Below are 13,972 nucleotides of genomic sequence, written 5' to 3'. Positions count from 1 at the left end.
TCGATGGACGACCTTGGCGCTCCCTAAGACCTGCGGACAGGTGCCCCGTCAGGCGTAGCGGCGGGCCGCGCGGAGCGCCGCGCCCGTGTACGAGCCGCCGAAGAGGAACACGTGCAACAGCAGCGGCGCGAGCTGGTGCAGCTCCACCCGGTCCTGCCAGCCGTCGGCGAGCGGTGACTCCTCGTCGTACGCCGCGAGGACGGTCTCGAGCCGCGGCAGCCCGAACAGCCCGAGGAGCGCCAGGTCGGTCTCGGCGTGCCCGCCGTGCGGGTTCGCGTCGATGAGTACCGCCCCGGTCGGGGTCGTGCCGTCCACCGGCTGGCCCGGCGTCGGCCAGAGCACGTTCCCGGCCCAGAGGTCACCGTGCAACCGGGCGGGACCGTTCCCGACGAGCGCGGGCTGCGGCGACCCGAACTCGCCGTCCTCGAGCCGTTCGGCCACCCGCTCGAACACCGCGGCCTCGGACCCGTCGAAGCCGCCCTGGTCGACGATCCGGGACACGTAGTCGCGGATCCGGTACTCGGCGAAGAACTCGCCCCAGGAGTCCGGTGCGTCGGTCGCGGCGACGAAGGCGGTCCGGGAACGACCCATCCGGAGCGACCCCTGCTGCGGGAAGCCCGGCGACGGTGCACCCCAGTGCGGAGCACCGGCCGCGTGCGTGCGGGCGAGCGACCGGCCGAAGCGCTCGGCCTGCTCCGGGGTCGGGGCGCCGTCGCTGATCTGCTCGAGGTGCAGGACCCGCGGCTCCGGGTGCGCGAGGACCCGGGCGATGCGGGTGCCGCCGGCGTCCTCGGCCTTGGCGAGCCACTCGAGCCCGGCGGCCTCGGCGGTCGCCTCGTCGGGGTCGGTGAAGGTCTTCACGTGCGTCTCGGCCATCGGTCCATCCTGCCGATCGACCGCGGCGCCGGTCACAGCCCGGGGCCGCCCTCGTCACCCCACGGCGTCGACGAGCGCCTGGGCGAGCGGGTGCCACGGTCGGGACGTCGGCCCGCTCAGCACGAGCGTGCGGGTGAGTCGTCGTTCGAGCGGCAGCATCACGAGGTCGTCCGGCAGCATGCTCCGTCCGAGCGTCGGCACGATCGAGACGCCCTCGCCGCGCTGGATCATCCCGAACATCGTGTTCATCTCCCGCACGCGGTGCGCCCACCGGAAGGGCTGCCCGTCGAGTTCGTGCAGCCGCTGGATCTGCACCTCGCACCCACCACCACCCGCGACGAGTCCGTCCTCGTGCAGGTCGTCGAGCGTGAGGGCCGCCTGGGCCGCGAGCGGGTGGTCCCGCCGGACGACGGCGGCCATCTCGTCCCGCGCGACGACCACCGCGCCGGTCGGCACCGGAGACGGGTCGACGAGCACGGCGGCGTCGACGGTCCCGCCCTCGAGCCACTCGGGCATCTCCTCGTCGTCGCCCTCGTAGACCTGCACGTCGACGTCCGGCAGCGTCACCGCCCACAGCTCGCGGAGGCGGGGGAGCAGGCCCTGGCACACCGTCGGGACGGCCGCGAGGCGCACGGTGCCGCGCGCCGTGGCGGGGGTGACCACGGCCTCCAGGGCGTCGACGGAGGTGACCACGCTGCGGGCGTGGGCGAGCAGCCGTTCCCCGAGGGGTGTGGCGGTCGCAGCGCCGCCGCGGTGTACGACGGTGCCGCCGACCTCGCGCTCGAGCCCCGCGACCGCGTGGGAGACGGCGGACTGGCCGACGCCGAGGGCCGCGGCCGCGCCGGTGAACGAACCGGCGTCGACGGTGGCGGTGAACGCCCGCAGCTGGGGGATCGTGACGGCCATGCGCGCTCCTCATGTCTCCATGAGGCACATGCGTTCGACACATGTGCGGTGGTGGTCGATGCTAGCCCTCGTGAACGCCCTCCTCTACGTCCTCGTCGCCCTGACCTGGGGCTCGAGCTTCTTCTTCGCGAAGATCGGACTCGAGGGACTCGCGCCGCAGCAGGTCGCCACCGTGCGGACCGTGCTCGGCGCGGTCACCCTCGTCGTCGTGCTGCTCGCGACGCGGCGGCGGTGGCCCCGCGAGCCGAGGGTGTGGGGACACCTGCTCGTCGTGGCCGTGTTCCTCAACGCGGTGCCGTCGTCGCTCATGGCGTGGGCGGAGCAGACGGTGCCGTCCGGCCTCGCGAGCATCTACAACGCGACCACACCCATCATGACGCTCCTCGCGCTCGCGGTCCTCGTGCCGTCCGAACGCCTCAGCCGTCGACAGCTCGGCGGCATCGTGCTCGGGATCGTCGGCGTCCTCGTGCTCGTCGGGCCGTGGGACCTCGTCGGCGACCCGGCGGTGCTCGCCACGGTCCCCGGTCAGGTGGCGCTGCTCGGGATGACCGCGTCGTACGGCGTCGGGCTCGCCTGGTTGCGACGGTTCGGTGTCGGCAGCGGGCAGGACCCGACGACCGTCGCGACGGTGCAGCTCTCGCTGGCGGCCGTCCTCATGCTGCTCGTCGCGCCCGTCATCGCGACCGGTCCGGTGCGGCTGGACTGGAGGATCGTGGCCGCGATGGTCGCACTCGGCGCGGTCGGGACGGGGCTGGCCTACGCCTGGAACACCCGGCTGGTCGGGGCGTGGGGAGCGGGTCGGGCCTCCACGGTCACGTACCTCACCCCGGTCGTCGGGGTCGCTCTCGGCGTCCTCGTGCTCGGGGAGCCGCTGCGGTGGAACGAACCGGTGGGTGGGGTCGTGGTGCTGCTCGGCATCGCGCTCGCGTCCGGTGTGCTGCGTCGCCGTCACCCCGACGCGGTGCGCAGTCGGCCGTCGGTACGCTCGGCCGGGTGAGCCACCCCTCGACCGCGCGGTTGCTGTTCGCGTCGTCGCACCCGGGCCCGACCGTCACGGTGACGGCCCTCGCGACCGTCGTCGCCGCGGCCGTCGGCCACCCGGCGTGGCTGGTCGTGCTCGTCGCGCTCGCGGTCGTCGCCGGACAGCTGTCGATCGGCCTCGCCAACGATTGGATCGACGCCGACCGTGACCGCGCGGTGGGGCGGACGGACAAGCCCGTCGCCGGCGGGCTGATCGCCGTCGGCACCGTCCGGACGGCGGCGTTCGCCACGGCCGGTGTGGCCGTGGTGCTCTCCGTGCTGCTCGGTCCGGTCGCGGCGGTCGCACACGTCGTCCTCGTCGCCGCGGGGTGGGCCTACGACGCGTTGCTCAAGCGCACGGTCTGGTCCGTCGTGCCGTTCGTCGTCGCGTTCGGACTGCTGCCCGTCGTCGCCGTGTCCGCCGGCAGCGGTGCGTGGCCGGCGTGGTGGGCGATCACGACGGGAGCGGTCTTCGGCGTCGCGATCCACTGCACGAACGTCCTGCCGGACCTGCTCGACGACGCGGCGACCGGGGTCCGGGGCTTCCCGCACCGCCTCGGACTGCGCGGCTCGGGCGTGCTCGCGTTCGGTTCGCTCGTCGTCGCGGCGCTGCTCGTCCTCGGCGGACAGGTCGGCGGGGCCGATCCGGCGCGTGGGGCCGCTGCGGTGCTGGCGGTCGTCGGCGCACTCGTCGTGGTGGTGCTGGCCGTGGTCGGGGTGCGGCTCGTGTTCGCCGGTCGGCCGACGCGCGCGCTCTTCCGGCTCGTGATCGCGTCGTCGCTCGTGCTCGTCGTCGAGCTCGCGGTCGCAGGGGCGCGGTTGGTCGCTTGACCGCTGCGGGTGTCGCCGCGCGCTCAGGCCCACCGCATCGCGTACAGCCGGGCGAGCGCCGTCGCCGAGGGGAGCGCCAGCGCCGTCCGGAGCAGTGCGTCGCGGCCGGCCGAACCGATGCGTCCCGCTGGGAGACCGAGCGCCATGTTCACCTCCGCCTGCCGCGCCGCACGTCGAGCCGCGGCCCGACGTCGCCGTGCCCAGTCGAGCCGGACGACGTCGGGGACCGTCCGCGCACCGGGCAGGGCGTCCGCCAGGATCGGGGCCAGTTCGGCGGCGTCGAGCCACCCGAGGTTCATGCCCTGGCCGCCGATCGGACTGATCTCGTGCGCTGCGTCGCCGATGAGGACCACCCGTCCGACCCCGGTCCGGACCGCCTCACGCCGCCGCACACCGAAGTCGCTGAACATCGTGCAGGTCGCCGCGTCCGGTGTGGACCCGGTGCGTTCGGCGACGACGTCGGCGAGACCGACGGCCGTCGCACCGTCGGACCACGAGCGGTCCGGACCGTCCCCGCCGGTGCCGGCCGCTCCGGCACCGTCCCCGCCGGTGCCGCCCACGACTGCCACGTACCGCCGCCGGCCGTGCGGCAGAGGGAACGACTCGACGACCCCCGCGGGCCCGACGTCGACGAGCGCGGTCGACCGTGCCGACGGGTCCTCGGGGTCGGCGAAGTCGCCCATCACGTACCGGTGGCGGTAGTCCCGCCCGCGGGTGGCGATGCCGAGCAGCTCGCGAACCGTGCTCCGGCCGCCGTCGGCGCCGACCACGAACGAGGCCTCGACCGCCCGTGCGCTGCCGTCCGGTCCGGTCCCCTCAGCGCTGACCCGTGACCGGTCGTGCTGCAGGCCGGTCAGCGTCGTGCCGGTCCGCAGCGTGCCCGGCGGGAGCCGGTCACGCAGGAGCGTCTCCGTCCGGTGCTGGTCGAGCGTCGCGACGTACGGGTGCGAGACCGACGCCCCCGTGAAGGACAGCGAGCCGAGGACTCGCCCGCCGCTCCGGGCGACACCGGTCCGGACGAGCGTGGCCTCGGTCAGGACCGCCCGGTCGGCACCGATCGCGGCGAACGCATCGAGCGACGGCGGGTGGATGCCGATCGCCCTCGAGCCGACGGGGTCGTCGGTGCGTCGCTCCCACACCGCGACGTCGAGGCCGCGCTCGGCCAGGAGCGCCGCGGCGAAGCAGCCGACGGGTCCGCCGCCGACGACGAGGACGTCGACGCGCTCGGTGGTCACGCTCGGAGCCTACGGATCGCGCCGGGCGTGCACGTGCAGGTGCGCCGCCTGGCCACGGTCACCGGGTGGTGATCGCTGCCCGGGTCTGCTCGCGCAGGGGCTGGGTGCTCGTGTCGTGCAGGCCCTTGCCCGTCGTCTCCGGCGCCATCACCTGGGACAGGACCGCCCCGACGACACAGATCGCCGCGGCGACGAGCATGCACGCTCCGATCCCGATCGAGTCGATGCCGACGGGCAGCAGGAAGGTCCCTGCGGCGGCGCCGACCCGACTGCACGCGGCGGCGAAGCCCACGCCGGTCGACCGGACCTCGGTCGGCAGCACCTCGATCGGGTACACCGCGGTGAGGTTGCCCTGCGCCGCGTTCATGAACGAGAACACCGCGAAGCACAGCACGACCACGATGCCCGGCGCCGAGCCCCAGAGTCCGACCACGGCGAGGGCGACGGCCATGATCCAGAACGGCGGGATGAGCTGTCGGCGTCGGCCGAGCCGCTCGATCGTGAGCATGCCGACGAGCGCACCGACCGCGGCCATGGCGTTGACGATGATCGTGCCCGTCGCCTCGTCGTGGAGCTGCAACGACTTCAGGACGGTCGGCGCGAAGGTGAAGATCGCGAAGTACGGCGCGACGTTGCACGCCCAGAACAGCGAGATGAAGGCCAGGCGCTGCCGGTTCTCCTTCGCGAACAGCACGCGGTAGCCTCCCTCGCGCTGTTCCTCGGCTGCGTACTGCTCGTCGCGGAAGTACGCGTCGCCGCCGAGTCGCTCCGTCACGATCGCACGGGCCTCGTCGGTCCGTCCGTGCTGGAGCAGCCACCGCGGCGACTCGGGGAACCCCAGTCGCGCCAGCGCCGTGACCACCGCCGGGAGGGCGCTCGTGACGAGGACCCACCGCCAGCTCAGCCCTGCCCAGTCGATCAGGGCGTAGGCGGTGACGACGGCGACGAGGTACCCGCCGTACCAGCAGACGAGGAGCCCCGAGAGCCGTCGGCCGCGGTCCTTCGAGGGCGCGAACTCGGCGAGCATCGCAGCACCGATCGAGTACTCCGCGCCGATCGCCATCCCGAGCAGTACCCGCACGACGAAGAGCTGCCAGCCGTCCGCGACGAACGCCTGCAGCAGCCCGAGCACGATGAACAGCAGGACGTCGACGGTGAAGACCCGCTTGCGGCCGAACCGGTCCGTCAGCCACCCGGCGAGGGGTGCCCCGATGAAGATGCCGATCAACGAGCTCGCACCGATGAGTCCGGCGAGCACCGGGTCGAGGCCGAGCGCGATCGTGATGGACGGCAGGGCGACGCTGATGACGCCGAGGTCGAACCCGTCGAGGCCTTCACCCCATGCGCAGGCGAAGGTCATGCGCCGGAGGAACCCGTTCCGTCCGGCTGGGGTGGCGGTCGTTCCACGCTGGGTCATGGTCGCTCCTCGGGCGCCGCCACCGTGGCGACGCCCACCGGACCGTAGGCCGGACCCCGCCGCACCCGTCCCAGGTTGTCCTCGGTGCGGCGCACCGGGGTCCGGACAGCGGGTCCAGGGAACGCGCTCGTCCCGACGCCGCACCCGTCGAACGACGCGCGCGAGGACGGAACGTGCGCGGTTCGCGGGAGCCGTCACGCGACCACGAGACGGACGGGAGGCCCGTGGCGGCGCCGCCACGGGCTTCCCGTCCGACGCCCGGTCCCGCCCGGCTGCCGCCTGCCGGAGCTACGCCGTCGCGTGCTCGCGCGCGGCGCGGTCCGCGGCGACGAGACGCTTGGCCTCGCGGACACGCTTGCGGGCCTTCTCGACCGGCACCTCGACCGCGTAGGCGGCGCCGACCGCGACGAGCAGGGCCGCCGCGACCAGCCACACCTTGCCCCACGCACCGATCGCGAAGGTCCCGAGCAGCGCGATCACGAGCGGGTGCCAGAGGTAGGCCGAGTACGACACACGCCGTCCGAACCAGGACATCGGGGTCCACGCGAGCGCCGCCGACACCGGGGTGCGGACGGAGACGAGACCGCCGATGAGCACGGCCGACACGAGACCGGTGACGGGGAGCACCACCCCGAACGTCGAGGCGTGCTGCGTCCAGTCGCCGTCGATCCAGAGCAGGATGCCGACGAGTGCGGCCAGGCCGATCCAGGTCGCCAGGTGGCCGACGATCCCCGCGGCGACGCGGCGGGCGCGTTCGTCGTCGAGGAGCAGCGCGAGGAGGCAGCCGGTCGCGAGCGGCACCACGCCGAGGACGGGGGAGAAGTACACGTCGGGCGTCGCTCCGCCGTTCGGCTTCTCGTAGCTGAGGAACGAGGCGATCGAGGCACCCACGATGACCGCGCCGAGCCCGGCCATCAGCCAGCGTCGGCGCGACCGGACCGCGAACAGCAGCACGAGCACGGGCGGCCAGACGAGGTAGAACTGCTCCTCCATCGACAGGCTCCACGTGTGGGCGAACACGCCCTGCGTGGTGTCCCAGAACGAGCGGAAGAGGTTGCCGGTGTAGCTCAGGGCGATGAACGCGGCCTCGCCCGGGGAGAACGTCGCGCCCTTGTAGTCGCCGACCCAGTTCCACAGGGCGAGGCCGACGAGGACGAAGGCGATGAGTGCCGGGTAGAGCCGCAGCACGCGCTTGCCCCAGAACGAGCCGAGGCGGATGCGGCCGGTCTTCCGGCGCTCGCCGAGCAGCAGCGTCGTGATGAGGAACCCGGAGAGCACGAAGAACACCGTGACGCCGATGAACCCTCCGTCGAAGTGCGAGACGTGGAGGTGGTAGAGGATCACGGCGAGGATCGCGATCGTCCGCAGACCATCGAGCGCGGGGGCACGGCTCGTCAGCGGCGGCGGCGGGGTCGCGGTGCCGTCCCTGCGCGCGCTGCCGTCGGCGCGCGCGCTGCCGTCGGCGCGCGCGCTGCCGTCGGCGCGCGTGCGGCCGTCGGTGGTGGCCGGTGCGGAGGTGCTGCGGGTCCGCTCCGGCGAGATCGTGGTGGTCGCCACGTCGCCTCCTGCGAGATCGTTCTGCTGCCCGGACCGACGAACGGACCGTGACCTGATCGTTACAGGATGCTCGCCCGAGGTAAGAGGAGTCTCAACGAACGGGGTGCACGAGTTCCGACAGTGCGTCGAGTCGCTCGGTGGCGATGTCCTCGAAGGGCCGTTCCTCGCCGGGTGCGATCCACTGCTGGAACGTCAGGTGGAAGACCGTCACAGCGGTCTCCGCGGCGATCGTGGCACCCGGCTCGCCGACGCCTCGGTCGCGCAGGAGTGCGCCCAGGTGGATCTTCAGGGTCGCGAGCTTGCCGAGCTCCCGCTCCTGCAGCGCCGGGTTCGCCTCGATGATCGCCTGCCGGGCACGGGAGAACGGCCGCTTCTCGTGGTCGAAGAACGCAGCGGCTGCGGTGATGGCGAGGCGTACCAGCGCGAACGGTGCGGTGTCGTCCGGCGCCTGCTCGATCGGGTCGGCGAACATCGCGAGGAAGTCGTCCTGTCCGGCGAACAGCACCTCGCGCTTGTCGGCGAAGTGCCGGAAGAAGGTGCGCTCGGTGACCTCGGCCGCGCCGGCGATCTCGGCGACCGTCGTGGCGTCGTACCCCTGCTCGGCGAACAGCTGCATCGCCGTCGCCTGCAGCCGCTCGCGCGTACCCGGTTGCCATCGGACCATGTCGGCAGTCTACTGATGACAGCGACTGACATCGAGTGCTACTGTGATGTCAGTTCGTGACATCAGCGCCACGGACACCGTGAAGGGAAACGCACATGCACGTGTTCGTCACCGGGGCCTCCGGCTGGATCGGCTCCCACACCGTCGACGAGCTGCTCGCCGCCGGACACACCGTCACCGGACTCGCCCGCTCGGACGCCTCCGCCGCCGCTCTCGAGGGGAGGGGGGCCTCGGTGCTCCGCGGCGACCTCGACGACCTCGACGCCCTGCACCGTGGCGCCGACGGTGCCGAGGGCGTCCTGCACCTCGCCAACAAGCACGACTGGGCGAACCCGGTCGCCACGAACGCGACCGAGCGCGCCGCCGTCGAGACCCTCGGCTCCGCGCTCGTCGGCACCCACCGTCCGCTCGTCGTCGCCTCGGGTGTGGCCATGCTCGCGCAGGGGCGTCCGTCGAACGAGTCCGACCCCAGCCCGTTCGTCGGCCCGGAGTCCATGCGCGGCGGCAGCGAGAACCGCGGCTTCGACTTCGTCGACCAGGGCGTCCGCACGATCGCCGCCCGGTTCAGTCCGACCACGCACGGCACCGGCGACCACGGGTTCATCGCCGCGATCGTCGCCGCCGCACGACGGACGGGCGTGTCCGGCTACGTGGGGGACGGCACGAACCGCTGGGCCGCCGTGCACGTCACCGACGCCGCACGCCTCGTCCGGCTCGGGCTCGAGCAGGCCCCGGCCGGGACGCGGCTGCACGCCGTGGCGGAGACGGCCATCCCGACGCGGGACATCGCCGAGGCGATCGGGGCCGGGCTCGGCCTGCCGGTGACGTCGATCGACCCCGCCGACGCCGAGGAGCACTTCGGGTTCATCGGCCGCTTCTTCGCGATGGAGATGTCGGCGACCTCGGACGCGACGCGCGAGCTGCTGGGGTGGGAGCCGACGGGCGTCGGGCTGCTCGAGGACATCGCGGGCGGCGCGTACTTCCCGGTCCCCTTCGCGTAGCGAGCCCGCGTCCGGCGGTCACTCGCCGGACGGGAGGCACGGTGTCGGCCCGCACCGCGCCTCCCGTCCGGTGCCGGTCGGGCGGCGGCCGAACCCGCCCGGCGAGCGCGTTCGCCGATCGCGTTCGACGATGCGCGCGTCGGACGACGCGCGGGACGTCGGATCATGCGCGTGCATCCGGCGCGGATGCACGGGACGACGAAGCGCGTGTCGATCGACGCGTGTTTCGTCGCGGACGAGGAGTACGGGAACCGCCCGCGCGCTCCGGCGCCTACTCGGCCTTCTGCATCTGCCACGGCTCCGGCTCGCGGTCGCCGTTCGGCCGCACGGGCCGGACGTCACCGACGATCGGGATCGCCCGCTTCCGCATGAACCACAGGTACCGCACGAAGAAGTGCGACAGCGTCGACAGCCGGTTGCCGTTGCCGAGCAGCGACGCGATGTGGACCGCCACCCAGGCCGCCCACGCGACCGGGCCGACCATCGTGATCCCGCCGCGGAGCTGCGCGACCGCGGCGTTCGTGCCGATCGTCGCCATCGTGCCCTTGTCGAAGTACTTGAAGTGCTCGGTCGGCTTGCCCTCGAGCAGACGCTTGATCTGCTTCGCGACGTGCCTGCCACCCTGCAGCGCGGGCTGGGCGAGCTGGGCGAGGGCGTCGTCCTGCGCGGCGATGTCACCGGCCGAGAACACCCGCTCCACGCCCTTCACGCTGAGGTCGTCGTTCACCTGGATCCGGCCGCCGTGGGTCTGCGGCATGCCCCAGCCGGAGACCTCCTTGTGCGCCGCGACACCGGTCGCCCAGATGACCTGCGACGCGGGGATGAACTCGCCCTCGGCCGACACGACCCCGTCCGGGCGCACCTCGGCGACCCCGGTGTTCAGCCGCAGCACGACACCGCGCTTCCGGAGGATCTTCGCCGCGTACCGACGCAGGCGCGGCGCGAACGGCTTCAGGAGCTCGCCGCTGCGGTGCACGAGGGTGATCGAGATGTTGCCGCGCTCGATCTCGGGGTAGGCGCCGACGAGCGCCTGGTCGCGGAGCTCGGCGAGGGCACCGGCCATCTCGACGCCCGTCGCACCGCCGCCGACGATGACGATCTTGATCTCGTCCGGACCCTGGTTCGCCGCCGCTTCCTCGAGCCGGGTGAACAGCTCGTCGCGGATGCGGAGCGCCTGGGACCGGGAGTACATCGAGTACGCGTACTCGTACGCGCCGGGCGTCCCGAAGTAGCTCGTGTTCACGCCGTTCGCGAGGACGAGCCAGTCGTAGTGCAGGTGCTCACCGTCGCTCATCTCGGCGATGCGCTCGTCGGGTCGGATGCCGGTGAGGAGTCCGTGCCGGAAGTCCGCGTTCGACTGCTTCGCGCGGAGACTGCGGAGGAAGTACGTCACGTCCCCGGCGTTCAGGCCACCGGTCGCCACCTGGTACATGAGGGGCTGGAACATGTTGTAGACGTGGCGGTCGACGAGCGTGACCCGGACGTCGGCGTCCGCGAGCTCCCGCATCGCCGCGATGCCGGCGAAGCCTCCACCGACGATGACGACGTGTGGGCGGGTGTCCTGCGGCATGAGCTCCCTGGTTTCCTCGGACGGCGGATGGTCGCCTCCGAGGGTACGCGCGCTCAGGCCCCTCCGATGACCGAGGTGTTCACCGCCGACCCGGCCGGGAGGCCCGTCCCGGCTCCGTCAGGCGTCCCGCCGCGTGTAGGTGTTCAGCACGTTCCCCTTGCTCGTCACGGTGCTGTCGACCAGCGTCAGGCGCGTCGGCGGGTCCGTCGGCTCGAAGAGCCGCCGTCCGGGGCCGGCGATCGCCGGGTGGATCATGAGCTGGAGTTCGTCGAGCAGTCCGGCGAAGAGCAGGTGCCGGACGACCGAGATGCTCCCGGTGACCGCGATGTCGCCGCCGTCCCGCTCCTTGAGGTCGCGGACGAACGTGTCGAGGTCGCCCGTGATGCGCGTGCTGTTCTCCCACGCGAGGTCGTCACCGAGCGTGGTCGACGCGACGTACTTGGGCATCGGGTTGATCCACCGGCCGAACGGGTCGTCGGCGTGCGCGGGCCACCACTCGGCCCACTCGAGGTAGCTGTTCCGCCCCAGCAGGACCGTGTCGGTGCGGGACATGAACGCCGTCATGCCCGCGCCGAGCTCGTCGTCGAAGCTGTCGTGCTGGAACTTGTAGGGCTCGTCGACCACGCCGTCGACCGAGGTGAAGAGACCCGAGGTGACCTTCCGCATGCTCGGAGAATAGCGGCGCGCCTGGTCAGCTACCAGACCCGGAGTCGGTGCCGCCCTGGGTGCCGCTGTCACCCTGGGTTCCGCTGTCGCCCTGGGTGCCGCCGGGCTGCTGCCCGGTGCCGCCGCCGTACCCCGGGAAGCCGTTCGTCCCACGGCCGGGGAACTGCGACGTGCCCTGGGACTGCGTCCCGCCGATCGCGTGCCCGATCGCGAAGCCGACGCCGCCGCCGACGAGGAGCGCAGCCACCCCGACCGCCGCCGCGATGACCGGCCAGAACCACGGCGGCCGCGGCTTCGCGTGTCCCTGCGCCCCGACGTTGCCGTACCAGGCAGTCGGCGTCTGCTGCGCGGTGTCCCACTCGGCGGCGTACGGGTCGCCGCCGGGCGGGGCCGAGCCGGACGGGGCCGAGTCGGACGGTCGGGTGTCCGTCGCGGTCGGGGCTGCACCCCAGCCACTCGGTGCGGCGGCGGGCGCTGCGCCCCAGCCGTCGGGCACGGACGGGTACCGGCGGGGCTCGGTCGACGGAGTCGTCGGGTCGGTGTCGTTCATGGTGACGAGTGCACACCGCGCGCCTATCAGCCGGTGATGACGACGCTGACGTTGCACTGTGGACGCGGGCGTAGCGTCGTGCACGTGCGTGCGAGGGTCGAGACGGTGTCGGTCGACGGGCTGCCCGTGCGGCTCCGGTCCCTGGCGCCGGCCGGCCGACTCCACGACGCCCTGGTGCCGACGGTGCTGCTCGTGCACGGCATCGGCATGTCCCACCGCTCCTTCGCCCGCTCCCAACGGGCCCTGGCCCGGACACACCGGACCGTCGCCGTCGACCTCCCGGGCTTCGGCGGCCTGCCGCCGGCCGGGCGCCGGCTCGACGTCGAGGAACTGTCCGACCTCGCGGTCCGCGCGACAGTGTCCCGCGGTGCCGGGGAACTCGTCGTCGTCGGGCAGTCGATGGGGTCGCAGGTCGCCGTGGAAGCAGCACGACGCCACCCCGACGCGGTGTCGTCGGTCGTGCTCGTCGGACCCGTCGTGGACGATCGTCGACGGACGCTGTTCCACCAGGCGGTCGACCTCGGCCGGGACTCGGTCGTCGAGGGGCCCCGGATGAACGCCGTGGTGTTCACCGACTACCTCCGCAGCGTGCGGCAGTACGTCCGGGAACTCGGTCCGATGCTCCGGTACCCCACGCTCGACCGGGTCGCCGACCTGGACGTCCCGGTGCTCGTCGTCCGCGGTGACCGCGACCCGATCGCCCGCCAGGCGTGGGCTGCGCGGGTCGCCGCCCACGCCCGCCGCGGCGCGTTCGTCGAGCTGCCCGGGGCACACCACGTGCAGGAGCACCGTCCGGTCGCGTTCGCCGACCTCGTCGCGGAGTTCCGTCGTGTCGAGACCCTGGAGCGCCTCGGATGACCGACCCGACCGACCGGACCGCCTCGACGACGCGGGCCGACCAGGCCGGGCGATCCGTGCCTCCCGTCGGGCTGCCCACGCGCGCGGTGTGGGCCGTCCGTGACTGGGTCTACGCCGTCCGCTGGCAAGCCCGGAGCCTCGGTCCGACCACGGCGGACGACTACCTCGACGGCGACCGGCCGCCCGTCGTCGTCATCCCCGGCGTCTACGAGACGTGGCACTTCATGCGACCGCTGATGGACGCGCTGCACGACCGAGGTCACCCGGTGCACGTGCTCCCCGTGCTCCGGCACAACGTCCGGCCGGTGCCCGCCTCGGCGGAGGAGGTCGTCGGGTACCTCGAGGAGCACGACCTGCGCGGGGTGCTGCTCGTGGCGCACAGCAAGGGCGGCCTCATCGGGAAGTACGCGATGGCGTCGCTCGACCCCGACCGCCGGATCGACCGGATGGTCGCGGTGTCCACGCCGTTCGGCGGATCGTCGCTCGCCCGACTGGCTCCCGTCGCCCACCTGCGCGTGTTCCGGGCAGCGGACCCGGTGCTCGCGGCGATGGGTCGGGAGCTCGCGGTGAACGCCCGCATCACGTCGGTCTACGGCGTGTTCGACACGCTCATCCCCGAGGGCAGCGAGCTCGCCGGGGCGACGAACGTGCGGCTGCCGGTCGGGGGCCACTTCCGGATCCTCGGCGACCCCCGGACCCGGGAGGCCGTGCTCGCGGCGACCGAGTGAGACCGGGCCGGCCCGCCGGCTCGGCGCCGTGCGAGCACGGCCGGGGCCGAGCTGCGTGAGCGTGGCCGAGGCGAGTCTCGGCCCCACGGACAC

At 73.1% G+C, this 13,972-nt stretch carries 14 protein-coding genes; 5 read left to right on the top strand and 9 right to left on the bottom strand.

The genetic code is table 11. The features are described 5' to 3' along the window. Positions 1-48: 48 nt before the first annotated feature. The gene (locus ABC270_RS15700; protein ID WP_412881659.1) at positions 49-876 is read right to left on the bottom strand and encodes a fructosamine kinase family protein; all 828 of its coding nucleotides are present in this window, start codon (positions 874-876) and stop codon (positions 49-51) included. 54 nt (positions 877-930) lie between these two features. Next, positions 931-1,782, bottom strand: a complete 852-nt coding sequence (locus ABC270_RS15695; protein ID WP_412881658.1) for a LysR family transcriptional regulator — start codon at positions 1,780-1,782, stop codon at positions 931-933. 70 nt (positions 1,783-1,852) lie between these two features. Between ABC270_RS15695 and ABC270_RS15690 the strand changes: the two genes are divergently transcribed. Together ABC270_RS15690 and ABC270_RS15685 are read left to right on the top strand one after the other, a co-directional pair. After that, positions 1,853-2,779 carry a DMT family transporter gene (locus tag ABC270_RS15690; protein WP_412881657.1) on the top strand — a complete coding sequence of 309 codons (927 nt, stop codon included), beginning with the start codon at positions 1,853-1,855 and terminating at the stop codon, positions 2,777-2,779. Then, a complete protein-coding gene (locus ABC270_RS15685) occupies positions 2,776-3,633 on the top strand; it encodes a UbiA family prenyltransferase (RefSeq protein WP_412881656.1) in 858 nt (285 codons plus the stop codon). Before ABC270_RS15690 ends, ABC270_RS15685 begins: the two co-directional genes overlap by 4 nt. A 23-nt stretch (positions 3,634-3,656) precedes the next feature. Here ABC270_RS15685 and ABC270_RS15680 read toward each other — a convergent pair whose 3' ends face one another. The 4 genes from ABC270_RS15680 to ABC270_RS15665 form a co-directional block, all read right to left on the bottom strand. Further along, positions 3,657-4,868 carry an FAD-dependent oxidoreductase gene (locus ABC270_RS15680; RefSeq protein ID WP_412881655.1) on the bottom strand — a complete coding sequence of 404 codons (1,212 nt, stop codon included), beginning with the start codon at positions 4,866-4,868 and terminating at the stop codon, positions 3,657-3,659. A gap of 58 nt (positions 4,869-4,926) precedes the next feature. Then, the gene (locus ABC270_RS15675; RefSeq protein ID WP_412881654.1) at positions 4,927-6,285 is read right to left on the bottom strand and encodes an MFS transporter; all 1,359 of its coding nucleotides are present in this window, start codon (positions 6,283-6,285) and stop codon (positions 4,927-4,929) included. A gap of 288 nt (positions 6,286-6,573) precedes the next feature. Beyond that, positions 6,574-7,842, bottom strand: a complete 1,269-nt coding sequence (locus tag ABC270_RS15670; RefSeq protein ID WP_412881653.1) for an acyltransferase family protein — start codon at positions 7,840-7,842, stop codon at positions 6,574-6,576. Positions 7,843-7,933: 91 nt separating this feature from the next. Then, a complete protein-coding gene (locus ABC270_RS15665; RefSeq protein ID WP_412881652.1) occupies positions 7,934-8,506 on the bottom strand; it encodes a TetR/AcrR family transcriptional regulator in 573 nt (190 codons plus the stop codon). 95 nt (positions 8,507-8,601) lie between these two features. On the opposite strand from ABC270_RS15665, the gene ABC270_RS15660 reads away from it, so the two are divergent. Beyond that, positions 8,602-9,507: an SDR family oxidoreductase gene (locus ABC270_RS15660; protein WP_412881651.1), complete on the top strand. Its 906-nt coding sequence runs from the start codon at positions 8,602-8,604 to the stop codon at positions 9,505-9,507. Positions 9,508-9,778: 271 nt separating this feature from the next. Here the strand turns inward: ABC270_RS15660 and ABC270_RS15655 are convergent, their stop codons facing one another. From ABC270_RS15655 to ABC270_RS15645, 3 genes are all read right to left on the bottom strand, one after another. Then, on the bottom strand, positions 9,779-11,077 hold the full coding sequence (locus tag ABC270_RS15655; protein WP_412881650.1) for an NAD(P)/FAD-dependent oxidoreductase: 1,299 nt from the start codon (positions 11,075-11,077) through the stop codon (positions 9,779-9,781). 117 nt (positions 11,078-11,194) lie between these two features. Next, positions 11,195-11,743, bottom strand: coding sequence for a dihydrofolate reductase family protein (locus tag ABC270_RS15650; protein WP_412881649.1), 549 nt, complete (start codon positions 11,741-11,743; stop codon positions 11,195-11,197). Between the two features lie 25 nt (positions 11,744-11,768). Next, positions 11,769-12,293: a hypothetical protein gene (locus ABC270_RS15645; RefSeq protein ID WP_412881648.1), complete on the bottom strand. Its 525-nt coding sequence runs from the start codon at positions 12,291-12,293 to the stop codon at positions 11,769-11,771. An 84-nt stretch (positions 12,294-12,377) separates the two neighbouring features. Here ABC270_RS15645 and ABC270_RS15640 point away from each other — a divergent pair, with 84 nt between their 5' ends. Together ABC270_RS15640 and ABC270_RS15635 are read left to right on the top strand one after the other, a co-directional pair. Then, positions 12,378-13,151: an alpha/beta fold hydrolase gene (locus ABC270_RS15640; RefSeq protein ID WP_412881647.1), complete on the top strand. Its 774-nt coding sequence runs from the start codon at positions 12,378-12,380 to the stop codon at positions 13,149-13,151. Next, a complete protein-coding gene (locus ABC270_RS15635; protein ID WP_412881646.1) occupies positions 13,148-13,879 on the top strand; it encodes an esterase/lipase family protein in 732 nt (243 codons plus the stop codon). The genes ABC270_RS15640 and ABC270_RS15635 overlap by 4 nt, the downstream gene beginning before the upstream one ends. Positions 13,880-13,972 lie beyond the last annotated feature (93 nt).

The organism is Curtobacterium phoenicis (assembly GCF_047238015.1).
GTDB lineage: Bacteria > Actinomycetota > Actinomycetes > Actinomycetales > Microbacteriaceae > Curtobacterium.
This window is presented reverse-complemented; position numbering and strand designations above follow the sequence as displayed.

Excerpts from the sequence above, each read along its gene's own strand:
- ABC270_RS15695 (WP_412881658.1), bottom strand. The coding sequence starts at position 1,782 with ATGGCCGTCACGATCCCCCAGCTGCGGGCGTTCACCGCCACCGTCGAC.
- ABC270_RS15675 (WP_412881654.1), bottom strand. The coding sequence starts at position 6,285 with ATGACCCAGCGTGGAACGACCGCCACCCCAGCCGGACGGAACGGGTTC.
- ABC270_RS15700 (WP_412881659.1), bottom strand. The coding sequence starts at position 876 with ATGGCCGAGACGCACGTGAAGACCTTCACCGACCCCGACGAGGCGACC.
- ABC270_RS15650 (WP_412881649.1), bottom strand. The coding sequence starts at position 11,743 with ATGCGGAAGGTCACCTCGGGTCTCTTCACCTCGGTCGACGGCGTGGTC.
- ABC270_RS15660 (WP_412881651.1), top strand. The coding sequence starts at position 8,602 with ATGCACGTGTTCGTCACCGGGGCCTCCGGCTGGATCGGCTCCCACACC.
- ABC270_RS15655 (WP_412881650.1), bottom strand. The coding sequence starts at position 11,077 with ATGCCGCAGGACACCCGCCCACACGTCGTCATCGTCGGTGGAGGCTTC.
- ABC270_RS15665 (WP_412881652.1), bottom strand. The coding sequence starts at position 8,506 with ATGGTCCGATGGCAACCGGGTACGCGCGAGCGGCTGCAGGCGACGGCG.
- ABC270_RS15645 (WP_412881648.1), bottom strand. The coding sequence starts at position 12,293 with ATGAACGACACCGACCCGACGACTCCGTCGACCGAGCCCCGCCGGTAC.
- ABC270_RS15635 (WP_412881646.1), top strand. The coding sequence starts at position 13,148 with ATGACCGACCCGACCGACCGGACCGCCTCGACGACGCGGGCCGACCAG.